Here is a 23332-nt window from a genome sequence, read left to right on the forward strand (position 1 = left end):
ACCATGATCTATGAACTACAAGCTACTGAACTTCCGGCAACGTTACCGTAAACAAACTGCCTTCGCCTTCTTTACTTTGTGCTGTTATTTTGCCGTTGTGGCTGTTCACAATATCGCGCACAATGCTGAGGCCTATGCCTGTAGATTGCTCGCCGCGCAAACCCGAACGGCCGGCACCTGAGAAGCGCTCAAATATTGTCGGCAGCATTTCCTTCGGGATGCCCATACCGTGGTCTTTTACCTGGATAATGAGGTTGCGCTTATCGCGGTTTAAATGAACTTCAACCTTGTTGCCATCTTTTGAGAATTTAAGGGCATTGCTGATGAGGTTATCTATCGCCCTCGGGAATTTCTCGTGGTTCATCATCACAAAGGCCGATTTTACGTTGCTTATCAGTACCACATTCTCCCTGCCGCCTTGTTGTATCTTCCAGGTGGCTACAATATCCTGCAAGCATTTATTCAGGTCGGTACGTTGCATTTTATCTGTAGATAGTCCGGCGTTTTCATCTCGCGCCGCATCAAGCAGGTCGTCAATAATGGTACGTGCCTTCACGCATGATTCGCGCATCATGTTCAGGTTATCCTCGGTATCTGCGTCAATGTCATCAAGCGCCATCATCATGGTTAATGATTCAACAGCTGCGATAGGGTTACGCAGGTCATGTGCAACGGTGCCCAATACCTGGTTTTTGAATACGTTGGCTTTTTCTATCTGTGTTTTCTGTTCGCGTATCTCTACTATCTGCCCGTAATAACTGGCCTTGTAGCTAAAGAAATACCGCGAGGTGAGATAGAACCCGGCTAACAAAATGGCCGATATCATCTGGTTATACACCATATCGGTAGGGCTTACCTGCGCGTGATAGCACAATACTGTGAACAATAGCTCGATACCTACTAATAAGATTAGTGTTTCGTAATACTCAAATGTGAAAAGCATACTCACCACACTCAAGGCAATAAGGTAAAGCGTGAGGCTGTTGCTGGGGTCTGATGTGGAGATAAAACTGGAATACATCCCGCAAACAATGATGTAAAGACCGAAAATAAATACGAATAACGACATGCCCGCCGTACCATGCTTTGTTTTGCGCATCTCAATAATAAACAGATGGCTTATTATATAAAAGAATGGTGTTATGCCAATAAATAACCAGTTGATAAAATCAAACTCGGGGAAATTCTGTGCCTTGGTTAAACTCTCCGGAAACAAATGGTACAACACCCTGATGATGATACTTAGGCTCAGAAAAATAAAGCTGGCAGTACGTACACCCTGTAAATTTTGATAGGTGTAGTAGTTGCGATAGGGTTCGCGATACTTTTGGGCAAGCTTTGTAAAAAAATGGGTCTCCACGGTTACGTATTAGGGGTACTCAAATGTATCAAATAGTTGGTTTTTAAACAAATGTGAAATGTGCATTTAGTCAGGCGGGTTGACAAAATGGCGTGTGGTTTTCAAATGTTTCTGTCAAATATTCAGACTGTTGCAGGGGCAGATGCTATGGCCTTAGTTTTGATGATACTTGTGTACTATGAATTTTAACAACTTTACCATAAAAGCCCAGGAAGCTGTACAAAAGGCTTCTGAAATTGCAACCGGTAATCAGCAACAAGCTATTGAACCGGCCCATTTATTAAAGGGTTTGTTACTGGTTGATGAAAACGTTATAACCTACCTTTTAAAAAAGCTAAACGTTAACCTTAACCGGCTAAACGATACCCTCGACGAACAGATCGCATCGTTCCCTAAAGTGAGCGGAAGCAATATCTATTTGTCGTCAAATACAAACACTGCTTTGCAAAAAGCACAATCGTACCTCAAAGAATTTAAGGACGAGTTTGTATCGGTAGAACATATTTTATTAGGCATTTTGGCCGGTAGCGATAAAGCTGCCGGAGCCCTGAAAGATGCCGGTGTAAACGAGAAGGACCTGAAAAAAGCAATCGTAAGCCTGCGCGGCGACAACAAGGTTACCGACCAAAACGCCGAAGCTACTTACAATGCTTTAAATAAATATGCCCGTAACTTAAACGAGTACGCAGAAAGCGGAAAGCTCGACCCGGTTATTGGCCGTGATGAAGAGATCCGCCGTGTTATCCAGATTCTTAGTCGCCGTACCAAGAACAACCCGATACTGGTGGGTGAACCCGGCGTAGGTAAAACCGCCATTGCAGAAGGTATTGCCTTCCGTATCATTAAAGGTGATGTGCCTGAGAGCTTAAAAAGTAAAACCGTGTACTCATTAGATATGGGTGCGTTGGTAGCAGGCGCCAAATACAAAGGCGAGTTTGAAGAACGTTTGAAAGCCGTTATCAAAGAAGTGGTGCAAAGCGATGGCGATATCATATTGTTTATCGACGAGATCCACACCCTTGTTGGTGCCGGCGGTGGCGAAGGTGCTATGGATGCTGCAAACATCCTTAAACCGGCCCTTGCCCGTGGCGAACTGCGCTCGATAGGTGCAACTACTTTGAACGAGTATCAAAAATACATCGAAAAGGACAAGGCGTTGGAGCGCCGTTTCCAGAAAGTAATGGTTGATGAGCCTGATTCTGCCGATGCCATTTCCATCCTTCGCGGATTGAAGGAGCGGTATGAGGCTCACCATAAGGTGCGTATTAAAGACGAGGCCATCATCGCCGCCGTTGAAATGTCGCAACGCTACATCTCAGATCGTTTCCTGCCGGATAAAGCTATCGACCTGATGGACGAGGCTGCTTCTAAACTGCGTTTAGAAATGGATTCGGTACCTGAAGCGGTTGATGAACTGGAACGCCGCATCATGCAGTTGGAAATTGAACGCGAAGCGATAAAACGCGAGAAAGATGACCATAAGGTTGCCGAGCTGAGCCAGGAGATAGCCAACCTGTCATCACAACGTGATTCGTTACGTGCCAAATGGCAGGGCGAGAAAGACCTGGTTGACGGCATTAACCAAAAGGTTGAGCAAATTGAGACCTATAAGCTGGAAGCTGAGCAAGCCGAGCGTGCCGGTGATTATGGCAAGGTAGCCGAGTTACGTTACGGTACCATTGTGCAGGCACAGAAAGAAGTTGAAGACCTGAAAGCTGCCCTGCAGGAAAACCAGGATGATAGCCGCATGCTGAAAGAAGAAGTTACTGCCGATGATATTGCCGGTGTGGTTTCACGCTGGACAGGTATCCCGGTGAGTAAAATGGTGCAGAGCGAGCGCGAAAAGCTGCTGAGTTTGGAAGATGAGCTGCACAAACGCGTGGCCGGTCAGGAAGAGGCTATTGAGGCCATAAGCGATGCTATACGCCGCAGCCGTGCCGGTTTGCAGGATAAACGTAAACCAATCGGTTCGTTCATTTTTCTGGGTACTACCGGCGTGGGTAAAACCGAGCTGGCCAAAGCACTGGCCGAGTACCTGTTTAACGATGAAAACTCGATGGTACGTATTGATATGAGCGAGTATCAGGAACGCCATGCCGTATCAAGATTAATTGGAGCGCCTCCGGGATACGTGGGATACGATGAAGGCGGCCAGTTAACCGAAGCTGTTCGCCGTAAGCCATACAGTGTAGTGCTATTGGATGAGATAGAGAAAGCTCACCCGGATGTATTCAACATTCTGCTACAGGTGTTGGATGACGGCCACTTAACGGATAACAAAGGCCGCGTGGTGAACTTTAAAAACACCATCATTATCATGACCTCGAACATCGGCTCAAACATTATCCAAGAGAACTTCCAGGATTTTGAGGACAGCGATAAAGAAGCGGTGATAGCCAAAACCAAGAACGAATTGTTTAACCTGTTAAGGCAAACCATTCGCCCCGAGTTTTTGAACAGGATAGACGAGATCATCATGTTCACTCCGCTAAGCCGTGATGAGATAGGGGATATTGTGAAACTACAGTTTAAACAAGTGCAGCAAACCCTGGCTGAAATGGGAGTAAGCATTGAAGCGACAGACGAAGCTTTAGACTGGCTGGCCCAGTTAGGTTACGACCCGCAATTTGGTGCACGCCCGCTTAAACGGGTTATACAAAAGAGAATACTGAACGAATTATCAAAACAGATCCTTGCTGGCAAGGTGGATAGAGATAGTAAGATAAAGTTGGATATGTTTGATAACAACTTTGTGTTTATGAATGCGAATGAAGGATAAGTGCTGTTGATAGCAGACCGGACGTTACACGGCTATGTGATTGATTGATAAATTTGCCGGTCTGCGGCATTCTTTAAACACAGTTCAGACAATGGAGCTGCCTTAGGGCGGCTCTTTTTGTTACTTATAATTGATGTAGGTATATTTTGTGATTGTATGACCGTCAGTACCAAATGGTGTATCAGATGTTAGCGGGTAGCCGCTTTCATCGTACGTATATTTGTAAAGCACCGAGTAATTTTCATCAGGGGATTTACGGGTGTATTTGATTATTTCATTTTTGCTGCTAGATGGGTAATTAAAAACTTTCCATTTCAGGCCAACTCCGGTGTTAGCGCTCTTGTTGTCGCCATACTCATATTCGCCGGTTGCGATGTATGGTTTGTTATTGCTAACATCTGTCGATACTGATTTTATCAGGTTACCATTTTGATAAAAATATTCGTTAAAGCTTCCCGGATAAGTCTGCGAAATGGTTTTTACTACTAAACCATTTTCAACAACAAGTTTGTCAACAACTGTTCTCGGGTTATCGGCAGACGGTTGGTAGGTCATCATTGTAGGGATTCCTTTATCATAAGTGTACGTAAAAACAGATTTTACTCCGTTTTCAATACTAACGGTTTTAATAAGGTTTTCTTCGTTATCGTAAAAAAAGGTTTGATCTACGTCGTCTGGCGGAAACTGCGTGCCGGTGTAACGGGTTTGTAATGACGTAAGACGATTGTTATTATCGTAATCATAATTAATTACGTATTGATCGCCATTGGGGTAAGTGCTAACAGCAGATTTTATTAGCTTTTTATCTGAGCTTTGATTGTCGTTGTTTTTCTTACATGCCAGCAACAATAACATAAAACATGTACAGATTAAAAGCGCTTTTTTCATTTATGCGATAAGGTTAATTTGCTTTCGAAAATAAGTAAATTACTTTGAAATTTACTTATTGGTGATGACTTTAGCTTAAATATTAGAGCTACGTTAAACTGAATTTTGAGCAATTAAAAGTGTATTTATCCAACTGGTAAATCTCTGTTAGTAACAAACTGCTCATTATCAAGCGTTCACGAATGTTCACGATGTTCATGGCGTGAACGTGAACACTCGTGGTCGCATTTATCAGTCGGCCATCAAACAACGGGCACGCTTTTTGGGTTACTAAGTTGTGGTTACGGCCACACCAATTAAACGCTATCATCATGAAAAATTTTGAAACATTAGTGGATGCCACTAACGACCTTACTAAAAGAGGATATACAGAGAATTTAAGCCTTGAAGGAGATACCATAGACGACAAGTCTAAAGATATACACATGACCGCCGACGATTTTGAGATAGATGAGTTCTACCGTTTCGAGGGCCAAAGCAATCCCGACGATATGGCTATTGTCTATGGCATCAGCTCGGCTAAATATGGTATTAAGGGCATTCTTGTAAACGCCTACGGTACCTATGCCGATGATAGTTCATCGGCTATAGCAGCCAAATTGCACCACCACCAGGTGAGCACAAATTTAAATGGGGCGGACAGACCGGCGAATAATTAAGTCAAAATTCAAAATTAAAAAGTCAAAATTTGGAAGCAGGGCAAGCACGCTAAGCTTTTTAATTTTGACTTTTTAATTTTGAATTAAGCTCAAAAGCTTTCTCCCTCTTACCTGTATCGCCGCAGTACCATCGCGCATCATAAAGTGAAGCTGGTTCACCAGTTCATCCTTTATCCAATCATACCGCGGACTAAGGTTATACAATATCTCGGCGGCAAAGGCTTTAACTGCCACCTTCACTTTCGGGTCTATCAGCCAATCAAAACATTTTTCAACCACGGGTTCCATATCCAGGGCTGCTATTTGCTTACGAATGGCATCCGGTGCTTTCTTGTCGGTGAAGGATAGTAGCACACGGGTGTAGTGGCGTTGGCAGCTTGGATAGGTTACATCTGCCATGCGGGTAATAAAGTAGGGGAGATCATCTGCATAACGCTCAGGTTCTGCATGTAAAGTTGTATCCAGCAACCATGCTGCTCTGAAGCCGGTCTGTTCGTCCTTGTGGAATGTCAGGTCTATCAGTTGGTTGATATCAAAGTTTTCATCGCGCACTTTTTGCGATAGGCGATCTACAAAACCTTTTGTACGGTCGGCAGACAGGGCTTTGATGATATCGTCGGGTGTAAGCATCTAAAATAAAATCAGCTGAAACTTTATCAGGGTTATCAAACTTACTTAAATATAAACCAAATAATTATGCCGATGGCAAGGTAAGTGCTCAGTCGATTTTTATTGGCTCAACTGAAAAACTTACACAGCATTTATACCACCGCATACTAAAAATTATACATTTGCTAACCGTTATTTAATATACATGGTTAAATTTAATCGCTTTACCCTTGACAATGGGCTGCGTGTCCTTGTCCACGAAGATAGTACTACACCGATGGCGGTGCTTAACATTTTATATGATGTTGGCGCCCGCGACGAAGATGCCGAACGTACCGGTTTTGCTCACTTGTTTGAGCACCTCATGTTTGGTGGATCAGTAAATATTCCCAATTATGATGGCCCGCTGCAACGTGTAGGCGGCGAAAATAACGCCTTCACCAGCAACGATATTACCAACTATTATATCACCCTGCCATCTGCCAATATCGAGACCGCATTTTGGCTCGAGAGCGACCGCATGCTGAGCCTCGCCTTTAGCGAGAAAAGCCTTGAAGTACAGCGTAATGTGGTGATAGAAGAATTTAAACAGCGTTATTTAAATCAGCCTTATGGCGATGTGTGGTTAAAGCTGCGCCCGCTGGTTTATAAAACGCACCCTTACCGCTGGGCTACCATTGGCCAAACCATTAAACATATTGAGGATGCCAAGATAGAGGATGTAAAAGCCTTCTTTAAAAAGCATTACAATCCGCAGAATGCCATAATGGTTGTTGGGGGAGATGTGACCACCGAGCAGGTGAAAGAACTGGCCGAAAAATGGTTCGGCAACATTCCCGCTGGCGAAAAATATGTACGCAACCTGCCACAAGAGCCGGCACAGCGCGAAGAGCGCCGCGAAACTACCAGTGGTAAAGTACCTTTGAATGATATCTACATTGCATTTCAAACTTGCGACAGGGCAGATCCTGCTTACTATCCAACAGAGCTGATCTCTGATGTCCTTTCGCGGGGCAACTCATCACGTTTGTATAAGAGCCTTATAAAAGACAAGCAGCTTTTCAGCGAGGTGCATGCCTACATCACCGGTAGTTTGGATAAAGGCATGTTTGTGCTGCAGGGCAAGCCTGTACAAGGGGTTAGCATGGAAGATGCCGAGCAGGCGCTTTGGGCAGAGTTAGAGAAACTGAAGGCTGAAGATGTTTTGTTAGAGGAGCTTACCAAAGTGCAGAACAAGACCGAAAGCACGATGGTGTTCGCTGAAATGTCGTTACTGGATAAGGCCATGAACCTGGCTTATTATGAGCTTTTGGGCGATGCCAACGAGTTTAACCGCGAAACGGCTAAGTTTTTAGCAGTTACCCCCTCGCAAATAAGAGAGCAGGCGCTAAACATTTTCCGTAAGGAAAACTCTTCTACGCTTATTTATCTTGCCGAGCGAGCCGATGGTGTTGATGAGCCCGAATTATCTGAAGCCGAAAATTGATTTGAGATGGCAGCCCAACCGGCTGCGTAAATGCTAAACATGACTGAACTTGACAGAAAAACGCCGCCACAATTTAACGGTGTAGAAAATATAAACCTCATCCATCCCGAAAGGCAAACACTTGTCAACGGAACTAAACTATTCGTTTTTAATTCAGGCGAGCAGGATCTGGTGCGCATCGAATTTATCTTCAGTAACCTGCGTTTTGATCCGGCCAAGCCGCTGATGAACGTTGCGGTGAATACTTTACTGAATGATGGTACCACCACCATGACAGCCGCACAAATAGCCGATAAGATAGATTTTTACGGCGCTTTTCTGCAGTTTGACTATGGGTATGATAACTCGCAGGTAACGTTATACACGCTTACCAAACACCTGAATGCTACGCTGCCGGTGGTGAAAGAGGTGTTAACGGATTCTATCTTCCCCGAGAAAGAACTGGCTACCTATAAACGTAACCAGCAACAGAAGCTACAGGTAAGCCTGCAAAAGAACGATTTTGTTGCCCGCCGATTATTCAATGAAGCTGTGTTTGGCGATACTATTTACGGTAAAGCTGCTCAACCGGAAGATTTCCAATCGCTTAACCGCGAGGATATGCTGCAGCACTTTAAGCAAATGTATCAGCCTGCAAACTGTACTATAGTAATTGCAGGTAAAGCAGGTGCCGAAGTTATTGCCGCGGTAACCAATACATTTGAGGATGACTGGAACAACACCACTGCAAAAGGTGATACTAACCAACCCGAAGTAAAATCGGCAGAGGAGCGCTTTATCTACAAAGAGAAGGCGGGCGCTTTGCAATCGGCTATCCGCATAGGTACGCCGTTCGTTAAACGCTCACATCCCGATTTTCCGGCTTTGCAGGTTTTGAATACCGTGCTTGGTGGTTATTTCGGTTCAAGGCTGATGAGCAATATCCGAGAGGATAAAGGTTATACCTACGGCATCGGCTCTGGCATGGCATCATTTAAAAATGCAGGCTCATTCTTTATCGCATCAGAGGTAGGGGCTGATGTTTGCAAAGCCGCGCTTACTGAGGTGGAGAAAGAGATCAATCAATTGAAAGCAGATCTGATCCCTGATGAAGAACTATCACTGGTGCGCAACTTTATGCTGGGTTCATTATTGGGTAGTCTGGAGAATGTAATGTCGCACGCAGATAAGTTCAAGAACATATATTTCTCGGGTCTTGGTTATGATTATTACGAGCGTTACGCCGAAACAGTGAAGAATATAACCGCTCAAGACCTGAAAGCACTTGCCAATAAATATTATGATTTCGACAACTTTTATAAAGTTGTGGTAGGGAAATATTAGTAAAGAGAATCAAGAAGTAAGAGTCAAGAATCAAGACGAAAGCGGAATGTTTGTTCTTCGGAATGTCAAATTCTTGACTCTTGGCTCTTGATTCTTGTTTCTCTTTTAAAATCCGAAATAAAAATCTATCTTTGCCCGGCAAATAATAACTCCAATTTAATTATTTGCTATGCAGTTAGACCCATCCAAATTTGTCGCCGAAGGATTAACTTATGACGACGTACTGTTACTCCCCGCATATTCAGAAGTATTACCACGCGAAGTTAACACGAGCACTTTTTTAACAAAAAAGATCCGTTTAAACGTACCAATCATTTCGGCCGCTATGGATACTGTAACAGAGTCTAAACTGGCCATTGCCATTGCACAGGCTGGTGGTATAGGCATGTTACACAAAAACATGACCATACAGCAACAAGCTGACGAAGTACGTAAAGTAAAACGTTCTGAAAGCGGTATGATCCTGGAGCCGGTTACATTATCAGAAGAGGCTTTGCTATCTGATGCCGTGAACATTATGCGCGAGAACAGCATTGGTGGTATCCCGGTTGTAGACGCCGATGGCAAACTCAAAGGCATTATCACCAACCGCGACCTGCGTTTCCAGAAAGACCTTACTGTAAAAGTTAGTGATGTGATGACCAAAAAGAATTTGATCATTGCTCCCGAAGGTACAACCCTGCAGGATGCTGCCGCTATACTACAGGATAACAAAATTGAGAAACTACCGGTTGTAAATGTGGATGGTAAACTGGTAGGTCTCATCACTTATAAAGATATCCAAAAAGTAAAAAACTTCCCCAACGCCTGTAAAGATGAGTTTGGCCGTTTACGCGTAGGCGCTGCAGTAGGTGTAGCTGCCGACAATATCGATCGTGTTGCGGCACTTGTTAAAGCAGGTGTAGACGTTATTACTGTTGATACTGCACATGGCCACTCAAAAGGGGTAATTGATATGGTGAAGGCTGTTAAAAAATTATATCCTGATCTGCAGGTTATTGCAGGCAACATAGCCACTGCCGATGCTGCCTTAGCTCTTGCCGAGGCCGGTGCTGATGCTGTTAAAGTAGGTATTGGCCCGGGTTCTATCTGTACTACCCGTATCATAGCAGGTGTTGGTGTACCCCAATTATATGCTGTTTACGAATGTGCTAAAGCGCTCGAAGGTACCGGTATCCCTGTTATTGCCGATGGCGGTATTAAACAAACCGGCGATATGGTTAAAGCTATTGCTGCGGGTGCAAGCACCATTATGGCAGGCTCCCTGTTTGCAGGTGTTGAAGAGTCTCCCGGCGAAACCATCATTTACGAAGGCCGTAAATTTAAATCATACCGAGGTATGGGTTCTATAGAGGCTATGGCAAAAGGTTCAAAAGATCGTTACTTTCAGGATGAGACCGACGTGGTAACCAAACTGGTACCTGAAGGTATTGTTGGCAGGGTACCATTTAAAGGTAATATGGCCGAGGTGGTTTACCAGTATGTTGGTGGTTTACGCGCAGGTATGCACTACTGTGGCGCTGCGACTATCGAAGATCTGCAAAAAGCCAAATTTGTACGCATTACCGCTGCAGGTATGCGCGAAAGCCATCCGCACGATATTACAATAACTAAAGAGGCACCTAACTATACGCGTTAATTAATGATTGAATTAGTGAATGAGTGAGGGAGTGAATTAACTCTACATTCATTCACTAATTAATAATGCTTTCGTTTTATTCCACCCTTCACTCAATCACTCATTTAAATGAGATCCATCTGCGTTTTCTGTGGTGCCAACTTCAACGGCGACCTTCAACTTAAACAAGCTATTGAGCAACTGGCCGAAGTATTTGTGGCTAAAAATATCAAACTGGTATACGGGGGTGGTAAAGTAGGGGTAATGGGTTTAATTGCCGATGCCATGCTGAGTCGTGGCGGAGAGGTAGTGGGTATCATTCCTCAGTTTTTGATGGATAAAGAGGTAGGCCATAAGGGTATCACCGAATTGCACGTGGTTGATAATATGCACCAGCGCAAACAAATGATGAATGATCTTAGCGATGGCATCATTATGCTTCCGGGCGGTTTCGGTACGCTCGAAGAATTTTTTGAGGTGTTAACCTGGCTGCAGTTAGGCCTGCACAGTAATCCGGTAGGCGTTTTAAATGTAAGCGGATTCTACGATAACTTGCTTAAACAAATGGATGTGATGGTTGAACAGCGCTTCCTTAAACCTGCCAACCGCCAATTGGTGCTAACCTCAGCCGACCCAGTTGAACTGGTTAACCTGATGGAAAACATCGATATAAAACCCGAAAGTGTTTGGTATAAAGACAAGGACGTTATTTAATTGCTGAATTAATGAATCAGGGAGATTATTGAATAATCTATAATTCACTAATTCAACAATTCAATAATTATACTGTCGGTTTAACGTACATCCTTATGCGATGGGTTGGGCTAATGGTTACCACGCCGCTGGTGATCTCTTTGTTTGATAGTACGATATACATCTCAACATCAACACCATTCTTAGAGAAAACATCTTTTCTTTTAAACTTACCACTTTCAATTAACGACAGGTCATCAATAGAACCTGTAGTTTCCGGCTTGCCGTAATTAGCACTTACTTGCTTAAGCAATTCTTTATACTTAGTGATATAGTTGTTCAGCACCTCAGGAGATTCAGGCGATGAATGATGATCAGGCGCAAAGTTGCTGTCGTCCCACTCGTACATTACGTTGTTGATAGTAGAGTCTTTAGCATTAGGGAAATAGTAAACCCACAGATTAGGTACTGTAGCTTCCTGGCGCTCAAAAACAACCGGATCTGCAATGCCCGGCGGGTTCATATAAGTGCTTGATGGTGTAACCTGTTTGCTGTTTGAAGCAATTTCGTTATTACGGATCTCAGATATATGTTTGTCTTTAAAATTGAATATCAGCTGCGCAACAGAAGTTTCACAGCATATAGCGATAAATAATAAAGCAGCAACAGACTTTCTTAAATACTTCATATCAAAATAGGTCTTAAGGGCAATAATTGGTGATGCCCGTAATTGGTTAATGCTAATATATGCAAATTTGCTGTGATTTACAGCTATTTATTTAACTTACATTATGAAATAAATACCTGCTGGTTTTGATATTGTTTTCAAAACAGCGGTTTTCTTACGGGTGAAAGCCACTTTTACAACAATAAGATCTAATGCATATCAATTTGTCTGACGATAATTTTAATCAACTCATCATTCTAATGGCGGGGCTTATTTTCCTGTTGGCGGGCTATTTTAATTTAAAACGTAAACGTTTTCTGTATGACAAAGGAATAGGTGCTGAAGGTGTTGTTATTTCGATAGAACGGAATGATGGTTTTAGGTTTGGGAAAAATGCCGACATTAATTGGTTCGTGACGATAAGATATCTTACAAACGATAAATTATGGATAACCAAACGTTACGATGAACTGAATGAAACGCTGCCTTTTACCGAAGGCGATAAGGTAAAGATCATTTATGATCCTGCAGATCCGGAAGAATTTATTTTGGATAATAGCTCGTCGAAATACGGGCCGCTGGTATTTACCACAATTGGTATTTTAATGATTGCAGGTTCAGTACTCTTTTATTTTTTTAACATTAAAACGGGTGATTTAGAATGAAATTTTTTTTGTGGTTATTTCCTGTGTTATTTGTGATTTCAGCGTCGGCGCAAAATGCTACACAGATCCATCAGAAAGCCATCCTTATTGATACGCACAATGATGCCCTCTCAAACGAACTGATAACCGGTGTTGATCTTGGCAAAAGCCAGCAAACCGGCAATTTTGATCTGGTGCGCGCCAAACAAGGTGGTTTAAAAGCGCAGGTATTCTCCGTTTGGTGCGGCGATCAGTACGGCAACGGCACGGCCTTCCGCTTTGCTAACAGGGAGATAGATTCGCTGGATGCATTAATTAAACGATATCCGAATAAAATAAAACTGGTACGTACAGCAAGTGATCTGCAAAAGACTGTAAAGCAAGGTAAACTGGCTGCGCTAATAGGTGTAGAGGGCGGCCACATGATTGAGGACAGGCTGGATTATATTGAGATCCTTGCCCGTCGCGGGATGATCTATTTAACGCTTACCTGGAACAACAGTACATCATGGGCAACATCGGCACGTGATGAGGTATTGCATGGCGATACTTTAAAACATAAAGGCCTTACTGATTTGGGCAAGCAAGTGGTGAAAAAACTCAACAAGCTCGGCGTCATCATCGATCTGTCGCATCCTGGCGAAACAACTTTTAATGATGTAATGGCGCTTACTACAAAGCCGGTTATTGCATCGCACAGCTGTGCTTATGCATTGGCCCCGCATCGCCGTAACCTAAAGGATTATCAATTAAAAGCCATTGCAAAAAATGGGGGTGTGGTGTTTATTAACTTTTATAGCGGCTTTTTAGATCCTACTTACGAGGCTAAACACGAGGCTTATCTCGCAAAGCATAAACCGGAGTTAGATTCGCTCATCAAAATTTATAACGATTACGACCTGGCCAGCATCCGCCTCAATTCCATCAATAAAACCGAAGCCGATCAGCTTCGCCCGCCGTTGAGCCTGCTTATTAAACACATCGATTACATGGTGAAATTGATAGGTGCCAACCATGTAGGTATAGGGTCTGATTTTGATGGTGCGGAATCATATCCTTTAGGATTAGACAGCGTAACCGATTACCCTAAGGTGACTGCAGAGTTGTTAAAATTAGGTTACAGCACTAAAGATATAGACAAGATACTGGGCGGCAATTTTATCCGCGTTTTAAAAGCCAACAAGGGCAGCTGAGCTTATTATTAACACCCTTAACACAACGTTAATAAGTTTTACGGGGTGCTGACCGTGCTTTTTTTAGTTTTTGTTAACTTCGCATCTCAATACTTAGAAAGAAATGTCACAAGATACTGAACACGTAAAATGTTTAATTATTGGCTCGGGCCCTGCAGGGTACACCGCAGCCATTTATGCTTCACGCGCCGATCTTAAGCCGGTTATGTATACCGGTATGCTCGCGGGTGGTCAGCTTACCCAAACTACCGAGGTAGAGAACTTTCCGGGTTACCCTGAAGGTGTGATGGGCCCTGAGCTGATGGAAGATTTCCGCAAACAGGCTGAGCGCCTGGGTACTGATATCCGCTTTGGATATGTTAGTTCGGTTGATTTTTCATCATTGCCGCACAAAGTTACGGTTGATGAGAGCAAAACCATTTTGGCTGATACGGTTATCATTTCTACCGGTGCATCTGCAAAATGGCTGGGTTTAGAGAGCGAGCAAAAATACAGCGGTTTCGGCGTATCTGCCTGTGCCGTTTGTGATGGCTTTTTCTTTAAAGGACAGGATGTAGCTATTGTTGGTGCCGGTGATACCGCTGCCGAAGAAGCTACCTACCTGGCTAAAATGTGCCGCAAAGTTTACATGATTGTTCGCCGTGATGAGTTCCGCGCTTCAAAAGCAATGGTTCACCGCGTGCTGAATACTCCTAATATCGAGATACTTTACAATACCGAAACCATTGAAATTATGGGCGACGGTGTTGCCGTAAACGCTGTTAAAGTTTGCAATAACGAAACACAGGAAACTACTGTGTTAGATGTTACCGGTTTCTTTGTAGCTATCGGCCACAAACCAAATACTGATATCTTCCGCGGACTGATCAACATGGACGAAACAGGTTATATCATTACCCGCCCCGGCTCAACCGAAACCAACGTAGAAGGTGTATTTTGCTGCGGCGATGCGCAAGATCATATCTACCGCCAGGCAGTAACTGCCGCAGGTACCGGCTGTATGGCCGCTATTGATGCAGAGCGTTACCTGGCTGCTAAAGAGCATGTGGTAACCGCTTAAGCGTTTACAGTGATTAGAGATTTGTGATCAGAGATTAGTCTTCTTATTGTTTTAGGACTTTCCAACTAATCTCTACTCTTCAACCTCTAATCTCTCTTCCTAAAAAACTTTAAAAAGGCTGGTTCTTCATAAAGAACCGGCTTTTTTGTTTCTATTCGGGTAATTTTTGTGTGATAATGGCACATTATTTTCAAATAATGCTAAATTGAGCGCTCATTTATTCACCTGAAAATTTTTATTATGAATAAAAAGCTCACTGCTTTACTGTTCTCCTGCTTGCTTGGATCATCAGCAATGGTTAACGCGCAGGACACTAACCCGTATGCGGGAATTATCCCTGCGCCGGTATCGGTTACCAAATCTCAAGGTCAGTTTGTACTGAGTCAGGAGACTATAATCCAAGCTGATACACCCGATAACAAAGCAGTGCAGTTCTTCTCGAAATTTTTGGCCGATAACATGGCATACAATAAGCAGGTTGCCGCCCGCAATGCGCGTGTAAGTACTACCAGCATCGTATTTACATCTGCAGGTACCGATAACTTGCCTGCCGAAGGTTATCGTTTAACGGTTACCCCAAACCAGGTTACCGTTGCAGGTAAAGGGGCGGGCTTGTTCTACGGTATCCAGACATTAATTCAACTGATTCCACTGGAACATGGCGGTACAGCCAAATTGCCCGCCGTTACTATTGAAGATTATCCGCGTTTCGGTTACCGTGGTATGATGCTGGATGTTTGTCGTCACTTTTATACTGTTGAGTTTGTGAAACGCTACATCGACCTGATGGCTTCTTACAAACTGAACCGCTTCCACTGGCACTTAACTGATGATCAGGGATGGCGCATTGAGATAAAAAAATATCCAAAACTCACCTCGATAGGCAGTACGCGTAAAGAGAGCGTAATAGGTAACTATAAAGACCGCCAGCCATTGCAGTATGATGGCGTACCGGTATCTGGTTATTACACGCAGGATCAGATCCGCGATGTGATCAAATATGCAGCAGATCGTTACATCACTATTGTTCCGGAAATTGAAATGCCGGGCCATGCTTTAGCCGCTTTGGCTGCATACCCGGAGTTAAGCTGCGACCCGAGCCTGACCTATGAAGTGAGCGGCAAATGGGGGGTGTTTAATAATATCTTCTGCCCGTCAGAAAAAACGTTCAGCTTTTTACAGGATGTATTGACTGAGGTGATTGATCTTTTCCCAAGCAAATACATCCACATAGGTGGTGACGAAGCGCCTAAAGAGGTATGGAAGCAATCGAAGTTTTGTCAGGACTTGATAAAGCGTTTGAAACTGAAAGACGAGCACGGCCTGCAAAGTTACTTTATACAACGTATGGAGAAATTTGTGAACAGCAAAGGCCGCAGCATCATTGGTTGGGATGAGATATTGGAAGGTGGCCTGGCACCCAATGCTACCGTAATGAGCTGGAGAGGCGAAGGAGGCGGTATAGAGGCTGCTAAACAACAGCACGATGTGATCATGACGCCAAGCAGCCAGGCTTTATACTTTGACCACGCACAGGGCAAAATTAACCAGGAACCTGTAGGCATTGGCGGTAATGCACCCATCGAGAAAACATACGCTTACAACCCAACACCGGCTGCGTTAACGCCCGATCAGCAGAAATACATCAAAGGCGTACAGGCTAACCTTTGGACCGAGTATATTACTACCGAAAACAAAGTGGAATATATGATACTGCCACGCATGCTGGCTTTATCTGAAGTTGCATGGACACCTGTTGCTAACAAGAATTTTAAAGACTTTTACGAGACCCGCATGCCTGAACATTTGGCATGGTTTGATAAAAACGGGTACAATTTCCGTGTGCCACCTGCTATTGGTGGTGTAGATACCGTGATGATAGGCTCTACTATGACGGTTAACCTGAAATCGCCGGTTAAGGGGGCTAAGATCTACTATACCATTGATGGCTATACCCCGCGCGAGACCGAATTACTTTACACCGGCCCGATGACCTACCAGGTACCGTTGAATGAGTACCGCGATTTGAAAACAATTGTGATAACACCTGCCGGTCGCCGTAGTAGCATCACCGCTGCAAAAGTGTTTAATAAGAGGCCGCTACCCGCTGTGCCTTACACTGGCAACACCCCGGGCTTAAAATACCAGGCATCAGAGGGGACTTATGTGAATACCACACAAATAAACCCTGCAGCGGTAATTGATACCGGTATAGCAAAAAGCTTTAGTGTTGCACTAAGTGCATTTAAAAAAGCGTTCAACAAATACGGCGTGGTTTTTAATGGCTATTTAAAGGTTGATGTAGATGGCGTTTACAGCTTCTCTACAGCATCTTCAAACGGTTCGGTATTGCTGATAGATGAAGTGCCTATTGTAGATAACGATGGCCGTACAGGTATTGTGGAGCAACAAGGGGCTATTCCGTTGCAAAGAGGGTACCACAAGATCACTATTAAATACGTAGATGCCAACTCATCAGCCAGCGGTTTGCGTGTTTACATGACCATACCGGGCAAACCCAAAGGCGAAATATCACCTGATATGATGTTTAACTAATTGATTGATAATATTGATGTTGAAGGGTAAATATTTCTTTGTAGCTGCGGCCTGCTCAGTTATAGCAGCCTGCAGCAGTAATGATAAAAAACCTGCCGCAGCCGTTGCACAGGCTAAACCTGCGCTGATGGCACCTTTCAGGTTTCATAAGGCTATTGAGGTGGCGCCGGGCCAAACGTTCGATATTATAAGCTGGGGCAGGGGCTCGACAGATGCAGGGGCTTACGCCATTTTGCATTCAGACTCGGCAGGTATTAAATACACCACCACAACCGGCGATCTTGATGGCTCCATTACCGACGTTTATAACGCTGATATGGACAACGATGGGAACCCCGAGATACTGATCCAGGCCAAAGCAAAGGATACGGTAAGCTATGCACGCATTTATGCTTTTGAGTTTAACGGTAATGATGCCGATAAACTCGATTTTCCAAAGCTGACAAGTTCGCAACGCAAAGGCTATCGTGGTAACGATAACTTTTATATTAAAGAAGGTAAGCTTATCCGCGAGTTTCCCATCTACAGCAGTAACGATTCATTGGCTAAACAAACCGGGGCTAAACGCCAGTTGGAATACAGCCTGCGCAGCAACAATTTCTCGGTGAAACAGCTCAGTCAGGACTCTATCGACGTTAAACCGGCAGCAGTTCAGGAAACCAAAAGATCTGAGCCTGAAAAGAAGCAGTCCACATCAAGATCAAGTAAAAAGAAGAAAAGCGAAAGCCATAAAAAGCGTCGCAGAAGAGGATAAAAAGAAAGCGCCCCGAACATCACCGGGGCGCTTTCTTTTTGTGGTTGAATTATTCCTACAATCCGTCGAAAGCGAATATCTCTTTCTTAAGCGGTTTGCGCGGCATCATTTCTTTCTCTATACTGGTTTGGTATACAAACGAGGCAACAATGATAGCAGCCTGTTTCAGATCATCTATCTGCAAATGATCATAGTTATCTTGGTTGCTGTGGTGGGTTTTGGTCTCGTAATCTATCGGATCCTGGATGAACTGGAAGCCCGGGATACCTGCCCAGTCAAATGATAGGTGGTCTGTTGAGCCCGTGTTTTTATCAGTAACGGTTTTTGCGCCAAGGTCATTGAAAGGGGCTAACCATTTCTCAAATATTGGCATAATGGTTTTATTGTTCTGCGTAAAAATCCCGCGGATCTTACCAGTGCCGTTATCAAGATTATAGTAAGCAGATACCTTTGCCTGTTCGGGTTTCAATTTGTAATCTTTGCTCATGAAATGGTTTTGGGCGTAGCCATAAGAACCGTAAACGCCTTGTTCTTCGCCACCCCATAATGCAATGCGGATGGTGCGTTTTGGTTTCAGCCCCAAAGAGTCTAATAAACGCACAACTTCCATCATCACAATACAGCCTGCTGCGTTATCGGTAGCGCCGGTTGCTGCCTGCCACGAATCAAGGTGGCCGCCAAGCATAACCAGTTGTGATTTTAACTTAGGGTCGGTGCCGGGGATCTCGCCCACAACGTTGTAACCTTTGGTATCATCAGTAGAGGTTTTGGCCACTATATTGATGGCCAGTTCTACAGATTGGCCGCCTGTAATGAGGCGTTTTATCTTTTGTCCGTCCTCATAAGCCATGGTCAGTTCAGGGATAGCTTCAGGGTGCGAAAGTTTGTGTTGCGTATGCGCCTGCACAAAAACCGTCCCGTTGTTGTTTGATGTTTGCGCACTGATGATTCCCAAGGCGCCGGAGCCTTTCAACAAAACATCAACCCGTGCAAGGCTTTTGAATATTCCTGCATACTGTGCTATTTGTTCATGGGTTACCATATAGGTATCTTTCATGTTAGCCAACTCCTCGTCGGTAAGGCGCGATGCAAGTGGTTTGAAATTATTGTCGGCTTTGAGCTTACCGCCGGTTATCAGGATGTATTTTCCTTTAAAATCGGCAAGATGTTGCGCAATGTAGGTTGTATCCATAGCCTGTTGCGGAGTTATCAAAGTAACCTGCCCCTGTTGCAAACCGTTGGTGCTCGAGCTCCATGGGTTAGGGTAAGCCATAACAGGTTGTATGTAAGGCGTTTTCATGATGATGCTGAAATCTTGCAGGTCCCATTGTTTACCAAATTCGCCCCATGGCTCCATGGCAGCGTTGGTAAGTCCCCATTTTTTCATGGTTTCTACTGCCCAGGTAGCAGCACGTTTAAACCCCGGCGATCCGGTAAGGCGCGGGCCTGCCACATCTGTAAGCTGATGTGCAATCTGCGGTATTTGTGAACTGCTCATCTCGGCACGGCGAATGCGGCCAAAGACTGTCGTATCAGGCGATTGCGCCATTACCGTAGTGCTACCCAGCATCGCAATAGCCAGGCCTAATTTAAAGTTGAGGGTTTTCATATTGATAAAGGTCAGTTAGTTTTAATAAAAGTACATATTGTTATTGATGGTACAAAGTATGTCAATCTGCCCATTAATTTGCACATTTGCTTAATGCACTTCCTGTATCCTGCCTTTTTATTTGCATTGCTCTCGCTGGCTGTCCCGGTGATCATTCATCTGTTCAACTTCAGGCGGTATAAGAAAGTTTATTTCAGTAATGTGCAGTTTCTGAGGGAGGTACAACTGCAACAGGCCAGCAGGCGCAACCTGCGCGAGCGGCTCATTTTAGCATCCCGTTTGTTAGCCATTTTGTTTTTAGTGTTAGCCTTTGCCAGGCCATACATCCCTGGCAAAGATGCTGTTGCCGCCGGTAAACAGCAGGTGGTAAGTATATTTGTAGATAATAGCTATAGCATGGAAGCCATCAACCGCGAAGGCTCATTATTAGACCAGGCTAAACAACGCGCCAAACAAATTGCCGCAGCATATTCAATTAACGACAGGTTCCAGGTACTTACACAAGATTTTGAAGGCAAACACCAGCGCTTGCTCAGTCGCGGTGAGTTTAACGACGCTGTTGATGCCATTAAACCATCGGCACAAACCCGTACGCTTCAGCAAATAACTGACCGGCAGCAAAGTCTTTTAGGCATGCAGGGTGGCGATAGTAAACACAGTTACCTGATATCTGATTTTCAGAAGAATATGGTAACAGGCAACCAGTCAGTTAAAGCAACTTTTCCCGTTAGCCTCGTACAATTAACTTCAGTTGCTTTGCCCAATGTAGCGGTAGATACCGCATGGCTTACCGGTGCCACACATCGCCCCGGCGAGGGCGAAAAACTGGTGGTAAGGCTACGTAACTATGCAGATAAACCGGCAGAGAAAGTGCCGCTGAAGCTTACCATTAACGGCGCGCAAAAAGCTATAGGTAGTTTTACCATAGGTGCACGTTCATCACAAACAGATACTTTGTCGTTTTCGGGATTATCTAAAGGATGGCAAAAAGGAGAGATAGAGCTGCAGGATAATCCGGTTACTTTCGATAATAAATTCTACTTCTCGTTTAAAGTGAGTGATGAGTTGCCGGTGCTGCTCATAAACAGCGGTACACCAAATAAATATCTTACAGCTGTTTTTAGTGGCGATGCATTTTTTAAACCTACGCAAGTTGTAGATGGCAGCGTTGATTACGCCCGATTGAGTACTTATCCATTAATTGTATTGAGTGATATTAGATCCCTCTCAGCCGGATTGATCCAGCAATTGCAAACTTACGTGCGTAAGGGCGGCTCTCTGGTGGTATTTCCATCTGCAGATGCAGACCTTGGCAGTTATCAGAACCTGTTACAGCCTTTGGGCGCAGGTTCCCCGGCTAATCTGTTAACCGAACCAACCAAAGTATCAGCAATAGACATGCGGAGTGCTGTATTCAAAAATATATTTGAATCGGCACCGCAAAACCCCGATCTGCCTAAGGTTAATAAATACTATCCGCTTACGCCGGGTACTAAACGCGCAGGCCATTTAATGAAACTGCAATCCGGTACCGATCTGCTTCAGCAAACGGCTGCGGGCAAAGGTATAGTAACCGTATCAGCCGTGCCGTTGATTGAAGAGTTTAGCAATTTGCCTGTACATGCTTTATTTGTGCCCATTATGTTGCGTACAGCTTTGTTGAGCGGGCATGATATGCCTTTATTTTACACTGCTGGTAATACAGATGCTATTGAGACCGTACCGCTGCAATCAACAGAAAAAGAATTGGTAAAACTGGTTAAAGGCAGCGAGGTGATAGTGCCCGATGTGAGGCAGCAAGAGGGGAGTACCATGTTGTATACGCCCGGTGAACTGCTATCGCCCGGTATTTATGATCTGATGAAACAGGGTAGCCTGGCCGCTGTGCTGGCGTTTAATGATAACAGGAGCGAATCAGATCTGAGTTACCTTACAGCCGCACAACTTGAGAATATTTTTCCTAAGAACACGGGCTTGCTCAATGGCGAAAAGTTAAATACCAATAATATTAACAGCTCTGCAAATTGGGGGCTGCAATTATGGAAACTTTGTATAATTTTGACCCTGATATTTTTGGGAGCCGAGATACTGCTGGTGAGGTATTTCAAAACCGCTAAAAGCGAGCCTCGTGTACCTACAGTTATCAGCTAAACCCACCATAAAACAGCGCTAATGAATTTACTCATTAAATCCGCCACTGTTGTTGACCCCGTTTCGCCTTTTAATAATAAGGTTGCCGATATTTTGATTAAAAACGGCAAAATTGAAAAGATAGGTACATCACTAAACGATGATAACGCCGAAATTTTTGACGCAGGCAAAAGCTACGTTTCTCCCGGTTTTTTTGACCTTAACTGCAACGTAGGCGAACTGGGTTTAGAAACCAAAGAAGATTTGCAAACCGGTACTGCCGCTGCTGTTGCGGGTGGTTTCACGGGCCTGGCCTTAATGCCTAATACACAACCGCCTGTACATTCAAAAGCAGAGGTTGAATACCTGCGTAACCGCGCCAAAGGTAACCTGGTTGATATTTATCCTTTAGGCACTATTTCGCACAAACGCGAGGGCAAGGACATGGCCGAGATGTTTGATATGTTTAAAAGCGGCGCTAAGGCTTTTACAGACGGTAACCGCCCTGTGCAGGATGCCGGTTTAATGGAGCGTGCTATGCTTTATGTACAAAACTTCGGCGCTAAAGTAATTTCTTATCCAGAGGATACTTCCATCGCCGGTAAGGCAAAAGTTAACGAAGGCGTGGTGAGTACCATGCTGGGTATGAAAGGTATCCCGGCCCTTGCCGAAGAGCTGATGATAGCCCGCGACTTGTACCTTGCCGAAGATACCGGTGCCGAGATCCATTTTACTACGGTATCTACCGCACACGCCGTTGAACTCATCCGCGAAGCGAAACGCAAAGGTGTTAAGGTAACTTGCGATGTTGCTGTGCATAATCTTGTACTGACAGATGAGGCTTTAATGGGCTTTGACAGCCAATACAAAGTTAAACCGCCGCTACGTACACAAAACGATGTTGATGCGCTAATTGCCGGGTTAAAAGACGGCACCATCGATGCCATTGTAACACAACACACCCCGCACGAAATAGAGTTTAAAGATGTGGAGTTTGAGGTGGCCGAGTTTGGTATAGTTGGCTTGCAAACTGCTTTGCCACTGCTTTTAAAAGCCGGGCTAAGCGCCGAACTTATTGTTGAGAAACTTTCTATTAATCCTCGTAAAATATTACATACCGAAGCTGCATCTGTAACAGAAGGCGCACAAGCTAATCTAATAGTTTTTGCTAGTGATGTAGAGTGGGAGTATACAAGAGCTACAAACCGCTCAAAAAGTTTCAACTCGCCATTTATTGGCCAGAACTTAAAAGGCAAAGTATTGTTAAGCTGTAATAACAATCAAATAGCAAAATTTTAAACAAA

Annotated in this window: 18 protein-coding genes; 13 read left to right on the forward strand and 5 right to left on the reverse strand. The window is 44.2% G+C overall.

All coding sequences use genetic code 11. The annotated features are described in order from the left end of the window. Positions 1-22 precede the first annotated feature (22 nt). Entirely contained in the window at positions 23-1360 is a 1338-nt protein-coding gene (locus D0C36_RS00415; RefSeq protein ID WP_117389625.1) for a sensor histidine kinase, read from the reverse strand. Between the two features lie 178 nt (positions 1361-1538). Between D0C36_RS00415 and clpB the strand changes: the two genes are divergently transcribed. Beyond that, complete coding sequence (gene clpB, locus D0C36_RS00420; RefSeq protein ID WP_117389626.1) at positions 1539-4139, forward strand: ATP-dependent chaperone ClpB; 2601 nt, start codon at positions 1539-1541, stop codon at positions 4137-4139. 120 nt (positions 4140-4259) lie between these two features. Here the strand turns inward: clpB and D0C36_RS00425 are convergent, their stop codons facing one another. Then, on the reverse strand, positions 4260-4994 hold the full coding sequence (locus tag D0C36_RS00425) for a hypothetical protein (RefSeq protein WP_158557048.1): 735 nt from the start codon (positions 4992-4994) through the stop codon (positions 4260-4262). A gap of 344 nt (positions 4995-5338) precedes the next feature. On the opposite strand from D0C36_RS00425, the gene D0C36_RS00430 reads away from it, so the two are divergent. Further along, entirely contained in the window at positions 5339-5686 is a 348-nt protein-coding gene (locus D0C36_RS00430) for a phosphoribosylpyrophosphate synthetase (RefSeq protein ID WP_117389628.1), read from the forward strand. Between the two features lie 72 nt (positions 5687-5758). Here the strand turns inward: D0C36_RS00430 and D0C36_RS00435 are convergent, their stop codons facing one another. Beyond that, entirely contained in the window at positions 5759-6316 is a 558-nt protein-coding gene (locus tag D0C36_RS00435; protein ID WP_117389629.1) for a hypothetical protein, read from the reverse strand. A gap of 184 nt (positions 6317-6500) precedes the next feature. Here D0C36_RS00435 and D0C36_RS00440 point away from each other — a divergent pair, with 184 nt between their 5' ends. From D0C36_RS00440 to D0C36_RS00455, 4 genes are all read left to right on the forward strand, one after another. Next, positions 6501-7781, forward strand: coding sequence for a M16 family metallopeptidase (locus tag D0C36_RS00440; protein ID WP_117389630.1), 1281 nt, complete (start codon positions 6501-6503; stop codon positions 7779-7781). 39 nt (positions 7782-7820) lie between these two features. Next, positions 7821-9104: a M16 family metallopeptidase gene (locus D0C36_RS00445; protein WP_117389631.1), complete on the forward strand. Its 1284-nt coding sequence runs from the start codon at positions 7821-7823 to the stop codon at positions 9102-9104. A gap of 169 nt (positions 9105-9273) precedes the next feature. Next, positions 9274-10743 carry an IMP dehydrogenase gene (guaB, locus tag D0C36_RS00450; protein WP_117389632.1) on the forward strand — a complete coding sequence of 490 codons (1470 nt, stop codon included), beginning with the start codon at positions 9274-9276 and terminating at the stop codon, positions 10741-10743. Between the two features lie 108 nt (positions 10744-10851). Next, the gene (locus D0C36_RS00455; RefSeq protein ID WP_117389633.1) at positions 10852-11436 is read left to right on the forward strand and encodes an LOG family protein; all 585 of its coding nucleotides are present in this window, start codon (positions 10852-10854) and stop codon (positions 11434-11436) included. Between the two features lie 67 nt (positions 11437-11503). On the opposite strand, the gene D0C36_RS00460 is transcribed toward D0C36_RS00455, so the two are convergent. Continuing rightward, entirely contained in the window at positions 11504-12103 is a 600-nt protein-coding gene (locus D0C36_RS00460) for a hypothetical protein (RefSeq protein WP_117389634.1), read from the reverse strand. A 191-nt stretch (positions 12104-12294) separates the two neighbouring features. On the opposite strand from D0C36_RS00460, the gene D0C36_RS00465 reads away from it, so the two are divergent. The 5 genes from D0C36_RS00465 to D0C36_RS00485 all read left to right on the forward strand — a co-directional run bounded on the left by D0C36_RS00465 (position 12295) and on the right by D0C36_RS00485 (position 18289). Beyond that, positions 12295-12747 (forward strand): DUF3592 domain-containing protein, encoded by a 453-nt coding sequence (locus D0C36_RS00465; protein ID WP_117389635.1) that lies wholly within the window; start codon positions 12295-12297, stop codon positions 12745-12747. After that, on the forward strand, positions 12744-13919 hold the full coding sequence (locus D0C36_RS00470) for a dipeptidase (protein WP_117389636.1): 1176 nt from the start codon (positions 12744-12746) through the stop codon (positions 13917-13919). Before D0C36_RS00465 ends, D0C36_RS00470 begins: the two co-directional genes overlap by 4 nt. A gap of 103 nt (positions 13920-14022) precedes the next feature. Then, a complete protein-coding gene (trxB, locus tag D0C36_RS00475) occupies positions 14023-14979 on the forward strand; it encodes a thioredoxin-disulfide reductase (protein ID WP_117389637.1) in 957 nt (318 codons plus the stop codon). 240 nt (positions 14980-15219) lie between these two features. Continuing rightward, positions 15220-17535, forward strand: coding sequence for a family 20 glycosylhydrolase (locus D0C36_RS00480; RefSeq protein ID WP_117389638.1), 2316 nt, complete (start codon positions 15220-15222; stop codon positions 17533-17535). 16 nt (positions 17536-17551) lie between these two features. Continuing rightward, the gene (locus D0C36_RS00485) at positions 17552-18289 is read left to right on the forward strand and encodes a hypothetical protein (protein WP_117389639.1); all 738 of its coding nucleotides are present in this window, start codon (positions 17552-17554) and stop codon (positions 18287-18289) included. Between the two features lie 55 nt (positions 18290-18344). Here the strand turns inward: D0C36_RS00485 and D0C36_RS00490 are convergent, their stop codons facing one another. After that, positions 18345-19898: a M20/M25/M40 family metallo-hydrolase gene (locus D0C36_RS00490; protein ID WP_117389640.1), complete on the reverse strand. Its 1554-nt coding sequence runs from the start codon at positions 19896-19898 to the stop codon at positions 18345-18347. A gap of 93 nt (positions 19899-19991) precedes the next feature. On the opposite strand from D0C36_RS00490, the gene D0C36_RS00495 reads away from it, so the two are divergent. Then, the gene (locus D0C36_RS00495) at positions 19992-22049 is read left to right on the forward strand and encodes a BatA domain-containing protein (RefSeq protein WP_117389641.1); all 2058 of its coding nucleotides are present in this window, start codon (positions 19992-19994) and stop codon (positions 22047-22049) included. A 21-nt stretch (positions 22050-22070) separates the two neighbouring features. Next, a complete protein-coding gene (locus tag D0C36_RS00500; RefSeq protein ID WP_117389642.1) occupies positions 22071-23327 on the forward strand; it encodes a dihydroorotase in 1257 nt (418 codons plus the stop codon). Positions 23328-23332: the final 5 nt, after the last annotated feature.

The organism is Mucilaginibacter conchicola (genome assembly GCF_003432115.1).
Classification (GTDB): domain Bacteria; phylum Bacteroidota; class Bacteroidia; order Sphingobacteriales; family Sphingobacteriaceae; genus Mucilaginibacter; species Mucilaginibacter conchicola.